Source organism: Paenibacillus sp. J22P59 (assembly GCF_059383895.1).
On sequence record NZ_JBXENX010000006.1, the window covers coordinates 208,311 to 224,021 of the forward strand.

The following is a 15,711-nucleotide window of genomic DNA, read 5'->3' on the forward strand; positions in this document are numbered from 1 at the left end:
TTTGTCCTTTCGTTCCAGTTTTGTAGCTAATCCCTGATTCGGATGTTGTAATGGTAAAAAACAAAAAGGTGATAAGGATGAATCCATATAGTCTTGCATCACTAACCATTCAAATTCGCGATGGAATTGTGTTAACGGAAGTAGACGGTGAGGCGTTGCTGTTGTCACTGAGCCAAGATATGTATTATGGCCTCGATGAAGTTGGCATTCTCATCTGGAAACGCTTAACGGAAGGTAAAAGCATCCTTGCTATTAAAGACGAGATTCAGTCGAAATATCAAGTTGATGATCTAACGGTCGAGGAGGATTTGCAAACCTTCTTAGCGTCACTATCCTCTAAAGGAGTGATCGAGATCCGATGACACTGCTAACGAAATGCACTTCATGGGTGTGGTATTTGCGCATATACAGGCTAGTCCGCCGCTTGGATCGGGAGCTCAAATCAGAAGGCATTAAGCTGGTCTATGAGCGGTATTACGACAGCAAGTCAAGTGTGCCGGATATTCGTCCTTTATCCCAGCAAGAGGTCTTGTTCGTTCAGCGAACAGGACAGATTATCGAGAGAGTCTGCTTTCATTTTCTAGGACAAGCCCGATGTTTGCATCGTTCGCTTGCAGGCTACCATCTCTTTTTACAAAGAGGGCTGCCTATTGATCTGGTTGTTGGCGTTATGAAGAAGCCTTTTATGGCGCATGCTTGGCTTGAATATAATGGGAACGTTATCAACGATCATCCCGATGTCGTGAAAGATTTAACGGTACAGCTCCATACTGGAAAACTCCGTTACTCGGATACTAAAGGGGAAGTCGCCAAATGAGCATGATCTGCGCGATTTACAATCAGGAGGCACAGGATGTTGGCGTTGATTATTGGAAGGAGTCCTGGAGGCAAAGCGGGAGCCTTGCTGTAGGCCTTGAGACAACCTGGCATGGTCATTCGATTGCGCTGGCGAAAGTGTCTCAGTCTACAGACAGAGAAACGATGGACAGCTATTTGTCCAGAATTTCGAGAAATGAGCCGAGAGCGATAGCTTCGCTTCAGATTGTGGCGGATTGCCGGCTTGATAATAGGCAGGAGCTTATGACACTGGTGGAGTATGCCGAGGGCGCTCTGCTAACAGATGAGCAATTAATAAAACTGGCTTATCTCAAATGGGGCACCTCATGTGTAGAGCATCTTGTCGGGGATTTTGCTTTCGTCCTGTGGGATGAATTGCGCTCTACCCTATTATGCGCGCGGGATCCGATGGGGCTGAGGCCGTTATTTTATAAAGTGGATGGATCGGTTATTTATATTGCCTCACGTATAAGGGATATTCATCGTACAGATGGGATTCAGCGCTTCAATATGAGCTATTTGACTGATTTTTTATATCGGAAGGGCGTTCCTCCCGAGGAGGACACGCCATATCCGGAAGTGAAGCGCCTGCCGAAAGGTGCGTATATGACGGTAGTCTTGGGAGTCGTTAAAATAACGAAGTATTGGGAGCTGAAGTATGAGCCGATTCGGTACAAGCAGGACACGGATTATGTGGAGCAGTTTCGTTCTCTTTTCTCTACAGCTGTCAAAGACAGGGCAAGAGGGAGCAGCGAGAGCCCCATAACGGTCTCTATGAGTGGAGGGCTTGACTCAACCTCTATTTATGGAGTGGCCAAGCAGTATTGCTCCGACCGCTCCATTGTTCCAATCTCTTGTGTATTTGAACACGATACTGCTGCGGATGAGAGACCGTATATTCAATTAATTCTTGATCAATATCAGGAGACAAATGCCGAGTTCGTCATCAGCGACGACTATTGGATGTTGAAGGGCTTTCCTCATTATTCGCCAAATACGGATGAGCCTAACAGGAATCAAATGTCATATGCGCTGCTGGCTTCGACATTCGCAAGGGCTAGCCAGCATGGATCTAAGCTGCTCTTTAGCGGTTATGGCGGAGATCAGGTATTCGGATTTAGCCCTTATTACATTTCTGATTATTTAAAAACAGGCAGGCTATTGCGACTACTGCAGGAATCGCGCAAATTAGCCAAAGCATACAATGATCCGCTGTTATGGACAATTAAAGAGTATGCGGTAGGAGCTCTCAAAGGAAAGCATGAAGAGGCTACAGTATTGAATCCGATGATGCATAAGGAAGCGCAGGAGCGGTTCGACAATGAGAATGCGATACGCAATCCCGGGCTTCGTATGCAGTATCAATACATTCAACGCTCGCAAGGCTTCGGCTTTGCACAGGATGTTGCCCGTTCTTATGGCATAGAGATGGCATATCCTTTCCTGGATGCTCGCCTTGTCCAGTTTCTATTCAATATTCCTGTGGAACAGAAAATTAAGCAAGCTCAAACAAAGGTGCTGCTCAGGCGAAGCATGAAGGGGATTGTGCCGGACGGTATCCTTTCCCAGCAGGGAAAAGCAGCCACCCATCAGATGATATTCGAGGGGCTTAAGCAAGGCTGGCAGCAGATTTACCCTCTGCTTAAGCGTCCTGTTCTTGAAGAGCTTGGCCTGCTTGACGGCAGTCAGTTCCAAGATCAGATTCAGCGTTATCGCCAAGGAGAAATGAGCAGAGGAATGGACTATTTCACAGCACTGCTGTTGGAGCTTTGGCTCAGAGAACATATGGCGAAGGGGGCTGTGAATTGAATATGTATATAGCAGCGACAGCGACAGCCTTCTTCTTTTTCTTATTGATCAGGTTAACGTGGAAGAAGCAAAAGCATACGAGAAGTATGCTGCATACCGCTGTCACTCCGATTAACGAGCTGCCGGAGCTGCTAGCCAAGCACTCGCGCGGATTTCTTTTATTAATAGACGAATATACGTGTGCACGTACGATTGCCCAACTGCCGCTAATCATTCATCTGCTGGAAAAAGGGCAAATGCCATGGATGATTGCGAATGCTGCAGAGCAGTTTGATCAGCAAAAGGGTATTTGTCCGATCTGTCCGTATTTGCAAAACTATCAGGTCAGCTCAATACCGACTCTCATCTATTACGAGGGTGAATTCGCGGAGAAGAAGCTGGTCTTCGCAGGAGACCGCCCAGATCTGAAGGAAATCGAGCAATTCCTCCGCGAGGTTACGGCGTTGAAGAATGTTTCTTAGGAGAGAGCTATGGAAGCGATAAATATTGTGGGCAATGTGATTGGCGTTGGTGCCGGATTTCTTTACGTGAAAAGTAGTATGGGAAAGCTGAAAAATCCCCATGCCTTCGCCCGCGTGCTTGAGAGCTACAGATTGGGCATCAACGGTCGACTGGCAGCAAGCTCTGCTGTCCTTATAGGACCGCTTGAATGCACAATTGGCGTCATGCTCATCCTCCAGCTGTTCGTACAGGGTGCGGCTGCGATTGGTTTACTGCTTCAGCTTGTGTTCAGCCTTTGTATGATAGCTCGCTATAATCAAGTATTGCCGTTTGGCTGCGGCTGCTTCGGGATGCATGGTCCGGAGAAAGTGACGGCTGGCAAGCTGGCCTTCAATCTTTCCTTCGCTGCTGTGCTCATGTTGTACTTTATCTTTCCGAAGGCTGCTGAAGGAGGATGGATAATAGGATGATAGGCAGCGAGCCGGTCAGTAAATTTTCTTGGAAAAGAGCACTATCACTAACAGGGAAACAGCGCTGGAAGCTTCCGGCGATAGTGGGCAGTATGCTTCTCCAGGCTGCTCTTGCCCCATGTACACCATTGGTTATCGCTGAGATTATAGATAATGGCTTCGCGGATACAAGCCGCTTTTCATTCTCGACGTTGCTTTTTTTCCTGCTGGCCATTTCTTTACTGCAAGTATTCTTGCATACCGTGCAAGACCTTCTGATTGCTTCTTACAGCAGCTGGAATATTCATACGATCCGCTCCAAGCTGTTTGATAAGCTGCAGAAGCAGTCTCTCCGCTTCTTCACAGACCGCAAACAAGGTGAGGTGATGTCAAGGCTCACGACGGAAGCGAATATGATCGGGGAAAGCGCCATCAAGCCGATTATATACAGCTTTCAGAGCAGCCTCGGCCTTATTGTAACCATTACGATGATGTTTGTTCTGAACTGGAAGCTGGCAGGACTCATTCTGCTGCTTACGCCTTTGCTATTCGTGCCGCTTCCCCTAATCGGACGGTTTACTTATCGAATAAGCAAGAAGCTTATAGAGAACACTGCCGATTTGAATACATTCATTGGCGAGCATTTAAGCGTGAATGGCATTATGCTCAATAAACTGCATGGACGGAAAAATAAAGTTAATGAGATGTTCACAGGATTAATTGAAACGATCCGCAAGCTGACGATGTCTCAAGCCTATTTGGGCGGCATATTCAATATGGTTTTTACCTTGGGCACGGCCTGCGCACCGATCTTTATCTATTGGTTCGGCAAGCCTGGCGGCGCCATATCGATCACTGCGGGGACAGCGGTCGCCTTCTCTTCTTATATCAGTGCCCTGTTTAATCCTTTGCAGGGGATCGGAAGAATTGGCATGATCATGCAATCCGTCAAGGTGAACTTCGAACGTCTGATGGCTTATCTAGATGAAGGAGTCGATTCACCGATACCTGATAAGCCCGTTACGATTAGCCCAGTGAGAGGCCGTGTATCCTTCGAGCAGGTATCTTACTCCTATTCGATTCAGGATCCCGTTCTCCAGAATGTCTCGTTTTCTATTGAACCGCATGAGAGATTCGCGATCGTTGGCTACAGCGGCTCCGGCAAAACAACCATTGCCTATCTGCTGACGAAACTGGTGGAGCCAACGAACGGCACTGTCAGCATTGACGGCGTAAATATTAGTGATATCCATCCTGATGATATTCCCTCGTATGTTGGCCTGGTGTCTCAAGACATCTATTTGTTCCATACGACTATTCGTGAGAACATTCTTCTGGCCAAGCCTGATGCAAGCGAGGAAGAATTGATCGCAGCGGCAAAAAGTGCCTTCATCCATGATAAAATCTGCGCTCTTCCGGAGGGGTATGACACCATGGTTGGAGAGAGAGGCTACAAGTTCTCTGGCGGGGAGAAGCAGCGGATTGCTATTGCCCGTGTGTTGCTGCAAAACCCGCCTATTCTTATTCTGGATGAAGCGACCTCTGCACTTGATACCCAATCCGAAGCCTATGTTCATCAAGCGATAAAGCGTCTCTCACAGGATCGGACGGTCATTGTGATTACGCACCGAATTGCAGCATTAGAAGGATGCAGCCGTACGATGGTTATGGATAGAGGCAGGCTGGTAGAGCTAGGGACAGAGCAGGAGCTGCTCGCCAAGGACGGTCTATTCGCTCGTTTGTATCGTTCTTCAGCTGTTAGCGAAGATTTATTGCAAGCTCAAATGGGCTGAAAGGGGAGGGGAAATATGAAGCGAGTGTTATCCATAGCGGTAATCATAAGCCTGCTGTCTTTCGTCGTGTTTCTCACCTTATTTGTACGTGAGAAGAATGAGGCGATTAGGCAAATTCATAGTATTGTTGAGCAAAGCCAGTCCATTGCGCCTCCGGCCTCTCTTGGAGCAGAGATGCCGCCAGAGATTACGGAGAGCTCAAGCGGTTCTTCTGGCGAGGGCTCCTTCTATGCTCAGATTGCAGCTACCTCATTACTGCTTAGTCTCGTGCTGCTGGTCGCATTATTGATCACAAGGCGCAAGCAGAAGGTGATTGTATAATGAATGCGATTCGCCGCACTGTCTTTTGGTTGAGTACGGTATGTGTAGTTGCTGCTCTGTTCTACCAATTTGCCTTCCAGGTATCAAGTGAGCCTGTTCAAAGCGTACGCACCTTGTCCGATGTGTCGCTTGTTCGTAGAGACACAGGGACGACAGTAGGAAGCGGGAACGCAAAGCTGACTATAGTAGAATATTCGGATTATGGCTGCGGAGCTTGTCAGCTGCTATATGAAGAGATGGAGGACATGCAATTTTTCGAGAGGTATGTCAATACCGGGATGATCCAATTCATATTCAAAGACGTTCCTGCAAAAGGACATAAGAATGCCTATGAGGCCTCCCTCGCTGCTCAGGCTGCGGCACGGCAGAACGCCTTCCGCGGCATGTACAAGCTACTCTACGAGAATAGCAAGGAGTGGAGTCGGGCTTCTGATTATAAGCAAGTATTCGAAAAATATGCGGAGCAATTGAAATTGAATATGGAGCAATATCGAATTGATTTTGACGATTCTGAGCTTCGGGACAACATTAAGCAGACGCAAAAGGAATTTAAGCAGCTTGATTTTCCCGGAACGCCAGTTCTTATTATAGGCAATCTTCAGATTAACGGGACACCGTCCTTGCAAAAACTAATGGCCCATATTGAAGAGCAGCTTACGTTAGCGGATTCCAACCCGAATTAGTGTCTGATGCTGTCCACTATGGTCAGCTTTACTAATAAATAATCTGAAAATTGAAGGGAGCTAATTAACGATGAAAAAAGTATATGCAAATCCGTCTATTGTTGAATTTGGCAAGGCAAGTGCAATGATTCAAGGCTGTGGAGGCTGGGGAACAGAGGGCTGGTCGTTTGACGATTCCGACTCTGAATACAAATGGCTCTATACAAGCACGAATGGCTGGATGTGCATCTGTACAAGCTTAAACGGCAGAGACTGCTAGAAAAAACCTTCCACACTTCTTTTGAGAGGGAAAGTGTGAAAGGCTAGGATTGCTGAATAGGCAAGGGTTGCAGTCGTCAAGCTTTAGCGTAATGATTTCATCTGTTATGAGGGTGGAAGCATCAGACACATTGCGAATCTGAAGCGGGTAGACTGCAGGAATAATAAATTTATCAATAAGAATAGAGGAGGAAGTACAATGAAAAACTATACATCTCCATCTGTTGTTGAATTTGGTAAAGCAAGTGAAGTGGTTCAAGGTTGTGGAGGCTGGGGCCTCGAAGGCTGGACAGCTGACGATTCCGATAGACAGAATCGTTGGGTTTATACGAATGGTTGGTATTGCATCTGCACAACCTTGAACGGCAGCAAGTGCTAGTTTAGTTCTAACATAGAAGTTTGTCGCAAGTGTCAGGCTTGCGGCAAGCTTTTCTTTTATTTTACCTGTTACGTTAGGGGGAAGCAAGCTTGTTAAGAGTGTTGTCATCATTAGGCGGATTACTGGTATCTGCTTATTTATTAGTGAATAATTGGGCCAACGGAGCGATAATGATCTGCCCCGATAATGGCTGCGATATTGTTAATCAAAGCACCTATTCGGAGATTGTTGGTATTCCCGTCGCCTTATTTGGTTTTATCGGGTACATCGTTATCCTCAACCTATGTTTAATGCCGTCGAAATATTCATTCCAGCCCTTATTATTATGGGGAACAACGGCAGTTGGATTTTTATTCTCCATCTATTTGGTCGGTACCTCCATTTTCGTTATTCAAAGCGTATGCCTATGGTGCACGATATCCTTCGCCGCCATTACATTACTATTTATAAGTGCAACCTTGGAAGTATGGCGGCGAAGAGCTGAGCTGCGTATGAGCAATCGTATTAGTTCCTAATGGATCGGTCTCATTACTCCCGATATAGACTTCGAATTAAGTGAACGCGTGATACCCACATCGCCGGCGATAGAGCCGCAAGCAAGCCTATTATAGGACTCACCGCTACAGCAATAAGCGTAATCAGCAACGGGAACGAATAGATCTGTGCTTCGAGACCCGCCAGTGCATGGTAACCGAAGGCGAGACCGGCGATAATTCCGACTGCGCCGCCAGCACAAGTAATCATTATGCCTTCAAGCAGAGCAAGTCGTATAATTTGCCGTGGCAGGCCGCCCATAGCGCGAAGAACAGCGAATTCACTATTACGCTCGCGCATGCTGCCTGCCATATTGTTCATAAGCCCGACTAAGGAGACTAACGTCATGAGAATGACGGTGCCAAATAAGATCCATAATCGCTGTTGACCTTGCAGATACATGGCGGCCAGCTCTTTCTGGCGATCATAGAGAATGACATTGGCATATTCGGGTTCACTCAGCCATTGGCTAATCTCATTGTTAACACTATCTTGATTTGCGGTAAGTGGAATGTTGAATAAAATTTGTTTGTAGGTGTCGATTCCATAATGCGCGGTCATCGACGATACATCTGTATAGACTTTGAATTCGCCGCCCGGGTCAATTGGGAGCTGATCCACTACGCCTACAATTGTAAAGGTATGGCCGGTTGAATTGTCCTGCATAATTTCATCAAATCGGCCGATTTGTATTTCTCCTCCGACTGCGTACCCTAGCCGTTTCATCCCCTCTGTAATAATAACACCATTGTTTTGCAAGGCCGCTGTGTCCGCACTCCCCTCCAGTAGCCGGAAATCTCCCAGTTCTTTGATCTGCTCGATATCGACGGCTTTTAAGTCGATAGGAATTTGCTTGGTGCCATTAACCGTAAATACTTGACCGTCCCATTCTTCCAGATAAGATGAATTCATATTAAGGGTAAGACCGAATAGTGCTGTGGAGACTGGAAAGGCTTGAACGCCGTCTAAACGGCTTATTCTTTCATACAGCTCAGTTGAAAATCCAGGCTCCAGTACTTTATCGGCTGCTTGAAGAATATAGTCTGCAGGGTATTTGTTCTGAATATCTTCTTGAGCCTGCCGCTGAATGGACTCGAACAGCATGTAGCCGCTGATAGCAATGATTCCAGCCAACATCATAATACTTGCTATTTGTATGCTCCTGCGGGATTGATTCAAAGCGTTCTGCCCAGCAATAACGCCATCTGCTTTCAATAATGGCTTTACCAGCCGGCTTAACGCCCCTACAACGGCGCGAAGTACAAGCGGCAAGCTGAAAAATAAAGAAATAATGAATAGCATGCCTGTCAGGAGCAGCATCCACGTTGGGCCCCATTGGAAGAAAACCTGGGAGGCTGACAGCAGAATGGCAACGAACAAGAGAGTGACAGAGAGCAGGGCGGTGCGCGATGTTTTATTGTCGACCGCCAGTTGGTCCTGCCGGAAGGCCGCGATAGGAGGCAGCTTCCCTGCTGCTCGTGCTGGTATAAGACCTACGGCCAGAATGAATAATAGGCAGCCTGCGGCATATAGGGCCAATGTGCCCCAAGGAATAGCCAGTGCAAGTATGGGGTAATCCATGAGCTGGCCGATCATGTTCTTTGAGAGCAAGGATACGCCAATGCCCAGACCGATTCCGACTAATGAAGCAAGTATGCCAATCATGAAAGATTCAAGCAGCACGATGAAAGATAATTGGCGCGGGCGTGCGCCTAGAAGGCGAAGCGTAGCCAGCTCGCGCTGCCGTTCTTTCACCGCCATTTGCAAAGTGCTGACTACAATAAGTGCGCTGCCTATAAAAGAAGCAATGGTTAAGCCTTGGACGAAGGGCTTCAATCCTCCAATATTATTGCGCTCTTGTGCCATCTCGCTTCGCGTATCAATGGTTAATTCGGGATACAGGCGCTTCAATTGATCAGCAATTTCGCCTTTGGAGGCTTCAGTCGATAGTTGGAGCATAAGGACGGTCGCTTTATCAGCATTTCCTGTGACGGAAGCAAGCCAGTCATATTGAAATAAGGCGATCTGATCAAAGCTCTCGCTCTGCGGGAAGATGCCAGATATCGTAACGGTGCGCTTGCCTCCAGGAGGAAAGGGGAGTTCGATCTGATCACCAAGGGAAAGCTTGTTGGATTTCATATAACTTACGGAGAGCACAACCTCGTCTTTATTGGGAAGCTTTCCTTCGCCCAATTTCATGAAAGAATGCTCTCTTCCAAGGCTATCATCGCTAATGCCAACATACATAGGGAATCCTAGGAGCTCGCGGTGTGAAGCCTTCTCTCCTATATAAGGATAAAGTATGGGTGAGACCTGTGCGATATCCTTCATCTCTGCGAGCTTGCCTATAGCTGCAGCATCCCATATATTGGCCTCGTCTCTATAACCAGCGAGCATGTCATAATTCCCATATTTCTGCTGGATGCTCGCATCATTGGATCGCTCAATCGTTTGAATAAACAGCTGGCCAATGACCAGCAGCATAATGCCAAGAGCTACGCCAAGCGTTGAGAAAAAGGCACGGCCTTTACGCGAGGAGAAGAACCGCCAGGCAAGTACAGTTATACTCATGCATACGCCTCCTCGACCCGCTTGGTAATTTCCCAGATGAGCTGCTGTGGAGGCAAGGCAGCGAATTGGCTCATATCCATTTCATCCCGCACTCTGCCATCCTCCATGAATAGAATCCGATGGGCATACGAGGCCACTCTGGCGTCATGTGTGACCATAACCATAGAATGATTCTTCTCATCACAGAACCTGCGCATAATCGTAAGAATCTCTTTACTCGTCTTGGAATCAAGGCTTCCCGTCGGCTCATCTGCCAAAATAATTTTGGGAGCACTAATTAGCGCCCGTGCAATAGCCACACGCTGCTGCTGGCCTCCAGACATAGAAGAAGGCCTTGTGTCCGCTAGATGGCCAATTCCAAGCGTATCCAGCAGCTGCAATGCTGTGGCCTTGACGGAGTCATTATAGTTGTGGGAGAGCAGCAGGGGAACACAGACATTCTCCACAGCGGTAAGAACGGGAATCAGATTGAAGAATTGAAACACAAAGCCGATTCGTTCGCCGCGGATTCGAGTCAGCTCCGCTTCAGTTGCCCCCTTCAATGGAGTTCCTTCAAGCAGCACTTCTCCTGACGTAGGGGTATCTAGTCCTGACAGCATATTCAGCAAGGTGGATTTTCCGGAGCCGCTCGTACCCATCACAGCAACAAATTCGCCAGCCTGAACAGTCAGGTCGACCTGATCAAGCGCATGGACAGTCGTATCTCCGGTGCCGTATTTTTTGGATAAGGATTTTGCAATTAGAATAGGGTTCATAAGGATCTTCCTTTCTATCTTCAATTTCTATTAGACTAACAGCAAGCTTTCAAATGAAGATCATCAGCGCCTCTCATTCTTATCATTCAAATATCAAATTTTTGTGATAAACGCTGTGAGTCTTTTTAATATTTGGTACAATAAGGTAACTATTTCAGGGCAAGGGGATCGATGGAATGAAAACGATACTGCTCGTGGATGATGAACGTGAGATTATGGAGTTAATGCGGGACTTTCTCGAGGCGGATTCCTTCCAACTATTGCTCGCTTCCAGTGGAGAAGAGGCCTTGGCGCTATTCGCCTCGCATGAGGTCGATTGTGTGCTGCTGGATCTTATGATGCCGGGGATGAACGGGTTTGCGGTATGCAAGAAGATTAGGGAGACAAGTGATGTCCCCTTATTATTTTTGACAGCAGTACAGGAGGATACCGACAAAATTCGCGGACTCCAAATTGGTGCGGACGACTTTATTGTGAAATCAGCGACGCCAGGAGAGATTGTTGCGCGGATAAAAGCGGTATTGCGGCGAAGCAGCCTGACGAATGCCTTGGCGAATGGTGCCAACTCCACTGTCTATCGCAATGGAGAGTTGGTTGTTAATATTTCGACTAGGGAAGTGAGTATCGGCGGTCGGCCGCTCTCTCTAACGCCATTGGAATTTAATTTATTGCAGCTGTTTGTAGAGCATCCGAGACAGGTCTTCTCACACGAGCATGTGTACGAGAAAGTATGGGGCGACCAGTTATTTGATCCCCATTCTGTAAGAGTCGTCGTTGCCAGGCTGCGAGAGAAGCTGGAGCCTAATCCGTCTGAGCCGCAGTGGATTCATACGGTATGGGGAGTGGGTTATAAATTTGAATATAAACCTTCTTAGTCGCGGCTCTATTAAGCTGTGGCTGATTATACTGGCGCTGTTCATCCTCCTGAGCCAGATTGGCACCGCCGTCATGATCCAAAGGTGGTCGTCTGACAAGCAGCTCTCCGGCAGAGATAATATGCAGTATGAGCAAGTGAAGGCAATGATTGTAGACAATATGGAGCAATGGAGCAATCCCCTATGGCAGAGCGAGCTTGAGCAGCAGGCTTCGAAGCTGGGAGGGAAGATCACGCTATTTGATGCGGAAGGGCGATTGGTTTTTACATACGGGGGAGCGGGATCGTCTGCAATTGAACCAGAGGGAATGCCATATTCCCCATCAAACAGGAGCAATTCTAACAGTCTGTATACGGTATGGCCCTGTGAGGAGCTGCGTATCGTACCAAGCGAAAGGCTGGGACGGCCAGCAGGAACCGCCTCCGTATGTATGGGAGCACCAAATGCTCCGGAGCACCGAGAGGGGCATTTGGTGAAGCGGGACTGGGGACGTGCTCTAATCTGGATAATCTCTTTAGCCATAACGATGATAATCTCAAGCCTTGTGATTAGTCGTTTGCTCATACGTCCGCTCTCCCTTCTTGAAGATGCTGCCAGACAAGTTGCGGAGGGACGATTGGATGTTCATCTGCCTCGTTCCCATGTGAGGGAGATTCAGAAGGTATCGGGGTCCTTTGAGCGAATGGGTATGGAATTGAATGCTTCCTTGAAGCAATTGCATGTGCTGGAGGAAAACCGCAAGCGGTTTATAGGCTCTATCGTCCATGATCTGCGAACGCCGTTGTTCTCCATACGCGGTTATTTGGAGGGGATCCGTACTGGAGTGGCAGACTCGCCAGAGAAGGTGAAGCAATATGTAGAAGTATGCGAGCGTAAAGCGAATGCGTTGGAGACGCTGATCAGTGAGCTGTATGCCTATACGAAATTGGATCTGTTCGAGGAGCGTGTGAACAAAGAAAGCTTTGATCTGACCGTATTTATAGATCATATCGTGAAGGACTTTGAGGTTAGCGCGGCTGCCAAGGAGCTCCAAATGACTGTCGGTCTTCCGTCAGGTTCAATTCCAATATGGGGAGATAGCCATTTGCTTAACAGAGCAATCGGGAATTTACTTAGCAATGCCATCCGCTACACGCCAGCGAAAGGAATGATTCGAGTCGATGTTCGCCAGCAAGAAGATGCGGTGAGCATTATAGTTGGGGACAGCGGTCCGGGAATCGCTCCAAAGGATATTCCTCATATCTTCCTGCCTTTATATCGAGGGGATCAATCGCGGAATCGCCAGACAGGCGGAATTGGACTTGGATTATCCATTGCCTCCAAGGTATTCGAATTGCATGGCGGAACGTTAACGGTTGAGAATGGAGCTGATGGCGGAGCTGTATTTACGGGAGTCATCCGATTGGATAATGGTTATGCGGACAGCTAAAAGGAGGGCGTAATGGATATTGTGATCAAGAAGCTGCTTCAAAGGACCTGAATAACGATGAATATAGAGTGTGAATTGTTTTACCGATTAGAAAAAACAAGACGGAATAAGCCAGTTACAATATACCTGGTATAAAGATCAGGGCCTATTGTAACTGGCTTATTTTTTCATTATATCTCAAACTAAGGATTCATAAGAATCGTAACATAATTACTAGGGAGTTCTAATCCATACTCCTCCAAATCTTTTACGATGTTCTTTAAATAATCCTTTTTAACAAATGAATGATGATACTTTTCTTTAAACTGGTTGTAAGAGGCCTCGTTAGAGCTTGAAGAAATATGTGCGACAATAATTTCATTTATTTTTTTTACAATTTTCTGCATATCCTTTAAGCGCGTAATGTCCTTTGCATCAAGAGCAATCGTCTCTTTGTTATCTAACAAAACAAAATTGCCAATAGGCTGCTTCAAATATTGCTGATTGATATAATTACTCAACGTATACATCAAAGCATCCATTCGATTTTGATCAGATATTTTTATTTTTTTAATAGGGATGGTCACTTCATGATATTTAGCAATGGCTTTACTTGTTGTCAGGAAGCAGTATCCTAATTGATTACCGTCTCCAATAGAGAGTTTCTTGTTCTGTATCGTCTTTTCTAGAAGAGAATCACTTACGGAAGTACAAGTTTCTAGCTCATTCGTTGTGACAAGCAGTTCTTTTGAAAGAATCGAGCTTAATGCCCTGTTTTCCTGAACAAGAATTACAGCATAGATGATAGCTGTCAAAAGTATTATTACCAGAAGCGACAAAGAAGCTTTCAATTTTAAATGCATACGGCTTCAGCCTCCTATTAATATGATTTCTATATTAAGGTGAAGATTTATTGATGGTTGTTAAGTATGAGGGGTAAATGATTTGTAGCGGTGATGGAAAGGGACAAGATATTATTATCTTGTCCCTCATAATGTAAACTATGAAACATTAACCAAATAAGTATCGCTTGGTCCGAAATCGGTATAGCTAGCTGATGCAGTTGACTCAGAGTAATAGTAGACATCAAAAGTCCAACCAAATAGAACTGTAGTAGAATATTTTTTTGTAAGAGAGGAATCAATTGTAGAGATTACAGCTTCTAGGTTGAAATAATCCCCGTTGTCCTCCAAATAAACCTTATCTGTTTTCGCAACTTTCATCATACCGGTTTTTGAATACTGATTATTATTTTGGTTCATATAATAGCTAACACTAGTTAAGTTCTCTGATTTCGTATCTTGCAATGTGAAAGAGTAGGTAAGACTTGCACTGAGTAATTTGCCAGCAATACCAGCACCTAGGTTGAAAGCTGCAGCCCCACTAATTCCATATTTAGTATATGTCCCTGTCCATTTGGTAGTATTTACCGTAGTATTATATCCAAGAGCTATTTTACCATAAAGATCCCGATTGGAAACTGCTCCATTATGGATTTGAAAATTTGAAGTGTTGTTAAAAAATACATCATTAATATATGTGCTTTCTACTAATTGCAACTTTGTATATGCTAGAGATGTTGAAGCAGTACCGACATCAATGATATTTCCATAAATTTCACCACGGATATTTTCTTTATACTTATCCCCATAAGCATAAGTAATCCGATAAGTAACATCTGTTGATTTATAGACGGGGTTATTGGACATTGGCTGAATATCAATGTAAGGCTCTTGACCAACTTCGGTTGGTTCAATAATTTTAGTAAACCATAAGAAATCATTGTGAGGTTGTGCTGTTTCTGTAATGTTATCTAGATTAGCAGGTTGTAATTTACTCAATTCTTCTTCAAATAACAGTACATTATTTTCTTTATCCAAAAGGTATATTTGAAAAATTCTTTCTGAAGATAAATCTTCATTTAATGCATATTTATATGTTTTATTATCATCCTTAATGGAAAAGTACAATACTTCAAACTGATCGGTTGTATCTACCAATTTCCCGACATAAGTGTTATACCCCTTCTTTTGGGTTTGGCTATTAAATAATTCTCCTTCAAGATTGAAGGCTACCTGTTTACCTGAACTGTAGTTTACTTCTCCTTTCAAATTAGCCTTTGCATCCATTATATGCTGACTTTCTATTTTTATTGTTACTTTTTCATTATTGCTTCTGGCTTGTTTAGTATTAAAAAAAGCACTTGAATTTTTTTTCTCAATTAGCTGTCCCTCAATAAGTGAAGAATCATTTTCTGCGTATACAGGTGAGATTAAAAGCAATAACAGCATTACAGATACCAAATTCCCAATTAAAAACTTTTTCATGTATTCAACTCCTCATATTTTAATATTACTTAGAATGATTACAAGTGAGCAATTATTTCACTTAAACGTAGCTATTTAAGTTTCTCACCTCCTTTATCTATCATGACTCTAATATTTTCAAATTTATTCAATAGTTTCCAGTATATTACCATTTTATAAATTACCAGTCAAGTCTGTTTTTGTTATTTTTAAATTTGAAACTGCCTAGACATTAGAATCTAGCAGCTGTTTAGCAACAACAGCTTTAGGTGAATTAATAGTGAAGCTTTAT

At 45.1% G+C, this 15,711-nt stretch carries 17 protein-coding genes; 13 read left to right on the forward strand and 4 right to left on the reverse strand.

Annotated features, from left to right (window positions below; all coding sequences use genetic code 11):
- Positions 1–77 precede the first annotated feature (77 nt).
- The 11 genes from AC50YO_RS12455 to AC50YO_RS12505 all read left to right on the forward strand — a co-directional run bounded on the left by AC50YO_RS12455 (position 78) and on the right by AC50YO_RS12505 (position 7,485).
- The gene (locus tag AC50YO_RS12455) at positions 78–362 is read left to right on the forward strand and encodes a PqqD family protein (protein ID WP_494847228.1); all 285 of its coding nucleotides are present in this window, start codon (positions 78–80) and stop codon (positions 360–362) included.
- Complete coding sequence (locus tag AC50YO_RS12460) at positions 359–817, forward strand: lasso peptide biosynthesis B2 protein (RefSeq protein ID WP_494847231.1); 459 nt, start codon at positions 359–361, stop codon at positions 815–817. Before AC50YO_RS12455 ends, AC50YO_RS12460 begins: the two co-directional genes overlap by 4 nt.
- Entirely contained in the window at positions 814–2,646 is a 1,833-nt protein-coding gene (locus tag AC50YO_RS12465) for an asparagine synthetase B family protein (RefSeq protein WP_494847232.1), read from the forward strand. Before AC50YO_RS12460 ends, AC50YO_RS12465 begins: the two co-directional genes overlap by 4 nt.
- A complete protein-coding gene (locus tag AC50YO_RS12470) occupies positions 2,643–3,107 on the forward strand; it encodes a hypothetical protein (RefSeq protein ID WP_494847233.1) in 465 nt (154 codons plus the stop codon). The genes AC50YO_RS12465 and AC50YO_RS12470 overlap by 4 nt, the downstream gene beginning before the upstream one ends.
- A gap of 9 nt (positions 3,108–3,116) precedes the next feature.
- Positions 3,117–3,557, forward strand: a complete 441-nt coding sequence (locus AC50YO_RS12475; protein ID WP_494847234.1) for a MauE/DoxX family redox-associated membrane protein — start codon at positions 3,117–3,119, stop codon at positions 3,555–3,557.
- Positions 3,542–5,329, forward strand: a complete 1,788-nt coding sequence (locus tag AC50YO_RS12480; protein ID WP_494847236.1) for an ABC transporter ATP-binding protein — start codon at positions 3,542–3,544, stop codon at positions 5,327–5,329. The genes AC50YO_RS12475 and AC50YO_RS12480 overlap by 16 nt, the downstream gene beginning before the upstream one ends.
- A 15-nt stretch (positions 5,330–5,344) precedes the next feature.
- A complete protein-coding gene (locus AC50YO_RS12485; protein ID WP_494847237.1) occupies positions 5,345–5,650 on the forward strand; it encodes a hypothetical protein in 306 nt (101 codons plus the stop codon).
- A complete protein-coding gene (locus AC50YO_RS12490; protein ID WP_494847239.1) occupies positions 5,650–6,333 on the forward strand; it encodes a DsbA family protein in 684 nt (227 codons plus the stop codon). The genes AC50YO_RS12485 and AC50YO_RS12490 overlap by 1 nt, the downstream gene beginning before the upstream one ends.
- Positions 6,334–6,403: 70 nt before the next feature.
- Positions 6,404–6,592: a hypothetical protein gene (locus AC50YO_RS12495; RefSeq protein ID WP_494847241.1), complete on the forward strand. Its 189-nt coding sequence runs from the start codon at positions 6,404–6,406 to the stop codon at positions 6,590–6,592.
- Between the two features lie 198 nt (positions 6,593–6,790).
- Positions 6,791–6,970 carry a hypothetical protein gene (locus tag AC50YO_RS12500; RefSeq protein ID WP_494847243.1) on the forward strand — a complete coding sequence of 60 codons (180 nt, stop codon included), beginning with the start codon at positions 6,791–6,793 and terminating at the stop codon, positions 6,968–6,970.
- A 98-nt stretch (positions 6,971–7,068) separates the two neighbouring features.
- Positions 7,069–7,485 carry a vitamin K epoxide reductase family protein gene (locus AC50YO_RS12505; protein WP_494847561.1) on the forward strand — a complete coding sequence of 139 codons (417 nt, stop codon included), beginning with the start codon at positions 7,069–7,071 and terminating at the stop codon, positions 7,483–7,485.
- 13 nt (positions 7,486–7,498) lie between these two features.
- Here the strand turns inward: AC50YO_RS12505 and AC50YO_RS12510 are convergent, their stop codons facing one another.
- The gene (locus AC50YO_RS12510; protein ID WP_494847244.1) at positions 7,499–10,075 is read right to left on the reverse strand and encodes an ABC transporter permease; all 2,577 of its coding nucleotides are present in this window, start codon (positions 10,073–10,075) and stop codon (positions 7,499–7,501) included.
- The gene (locus AC50YO_RS12515) at positions 10,072–10,830 is read right to left on the reverse strand and encodes an ABC transporter ATP-binding protein (protein ID WP_494847245.1); all 759 of its coding nucleotides are present in this window, start codon (positions 10,828–10,830) and stop codon (positions 10,072–10,074) included. Before AC50YO_RS12515 ends, AC50YO_RS12510 begins: the two co-directional genes overlap by 4 nt.
- A 176-nt stretch (positions 10,831–11,006) precedes the next feature.
- On the opposite strand from AC50YO_RS12515, the gene AC50YO_RS12520 reads away from it, so the two are divergent.
- Both AC50YO_RS12520 and AC50YO_RS12525 read left to right on the forward strand, forming a co-directional pair.
- A complete protein-coding gene (locus tag AC50YO_RS12520) occupies positions 11,007–11,705 on the forward strand; it encodes a response regulator transcription factor (RefSeq protein WP_494847247.1) in 699 nt (232 codons plus the stop codon).
- A complete protein-coding gene (locus AC50YO_RS12525; protein ID WP_494847248.1) occupies positions 11,686–13,134 on the forward strand; it encodes a sensor histidine kinase in 1,449 nt (482 codons plus the stop codon). The genes AC50YO_RS12520 and AC50YO_RS12525 overlap by 20 nt, the downstream gene beginning before the upstream one ends.
- Before the next feature lie 182 nt (positions 13,135–13,316).
- On the opposite strand, the gene AC50YO_RS12530 is transcribed toward AC50YO_RS12525, so the two are convergent.
- Positions 13,317–13,976: a hypothetical protein gene (locus AC50YO_RS12530; RefSeq protein ID WP_494847250.1), complete on the reverse strand. Its 660-nt coding sequence runs from the start codon at positions 13,974–13,976 to the stop codon at positions 13,317–13,319.
- A 138-nt stretch (positions 13,977–14,114) separates the two neighbouring features.
- Positions 14,115–15,440, reverse strand: coding sequence for a hypothetical protein (locus AC50YO_RS12535; RefSeq protein WP_494847253.1), 1,326 nt, complete (start codon positions 15,438–15,440; stop codon positions 14,115–14,117).
- Positions 15,441–15,711: the final 271 nt, after the last annotated feature.

Excerpts from the sequence above, each read along its gene's own strand:
- AC50YO_RS12530 (WP_494847250.1), bottom strand. The coding sequence starts at position 13,976 with ATGCATTTAAAATTGAAAGCTTCTTTGTCGCTTCTGGTAATAATACTT.
- AC50YO_RS12465 (WP_494847232.1), top strand. The coding sequence starts at position 814 with ATGAGCATGATCTGCGCGATTTACAATCAGGAGGCACAGGATGTTGGC.
- AC50YO_RS12500 (WP_494847243.1), top strand. The coding sequence starts at position 6,791 with ATGAAAAACTATACATCTCCATCTGTTGTTGAATTTGGTAAAGCAAGT.
- AC50YO_RS12485 (WP_494847237.1), top strand. The coding sequence starts at position 5,345 with ATGAAGCGAGTGTTATCCATAGCGGTAATCATAAGCCTGCTGTCTTTC.
- AC50YO_RS12490 (WP_494847239.1), top strand. The coding sequence starts at position 5,650 with ATGAATGCGATTCGCCGCACTGTCTTTTGGTTGAGTACGGTATGTGTA.
- AC50YO_RS12495 (WP_494847241.1), top strand. The coding sequence starts at position 6,404 with ATGAAAAAAGTATATGCAAATCCGTCTATTGTTGAATTTGGCAAGGCA.
- AC50YO_RS12515 (WP_494847245.1), bottom strand. The coding sequence starts at position 10,830 with ATGAACCCTATTCTAATTGCAAAATCCTTATCCAAAAAATACGGCACC.
- AC50YO_RS12455 (WP_494847228.1), top strand. The coding sequence starts at position 78 with ATGAATCCATATAGTCTTGCATCACTAACCATTCAAATTCGCGATGGA.
- AC50YO_RS12510 (WP_494847244.1), bottom strand. The coding sequence starts at position 10,075 with ATGAGTATAACTGTACTTGCCTGGCGGTTCTTCTCCTCGCGTAAAGGC.
- AC50YO_RS12480 (WP_494847236.1), top strand. The coding sequence starts at position 3,542 with ATGGATAATAGGATGATAGGCAGCGAGCCGGTCAGTAAATTTTCTTGG.
- AC50YO_RS12535 (WP_494847253.1), bottom strand. The coding sequence starts at position 15,440 with ATGAAAAAGTTTTTAATTGGGAATTTGGTATCTGTAATGCTGTTATTG.
- AC50YO_RS12460 (WP_494847231.1), top strand. The coding sequence starts at position 359 with ATGACACTGCTAACGAAATGCACTTCATGGGTGTGGTATTTGCGCATA.
- AC50YO_RS12520 (WP_494847247.1), top strand. The coding sequence starts at position 11,007 with ATGAAAACGATACTGCTCGTGGATGATGAACGTGAGATTATGGAGTTA.
- AC50YO_RS12475 (WP_494847234.1), top strand. The coding sequence starts at position 3,117 with ATGGAAGCGATAAATATTGTGGGCAATGTGATTGGCGTTGGTGCCGGA.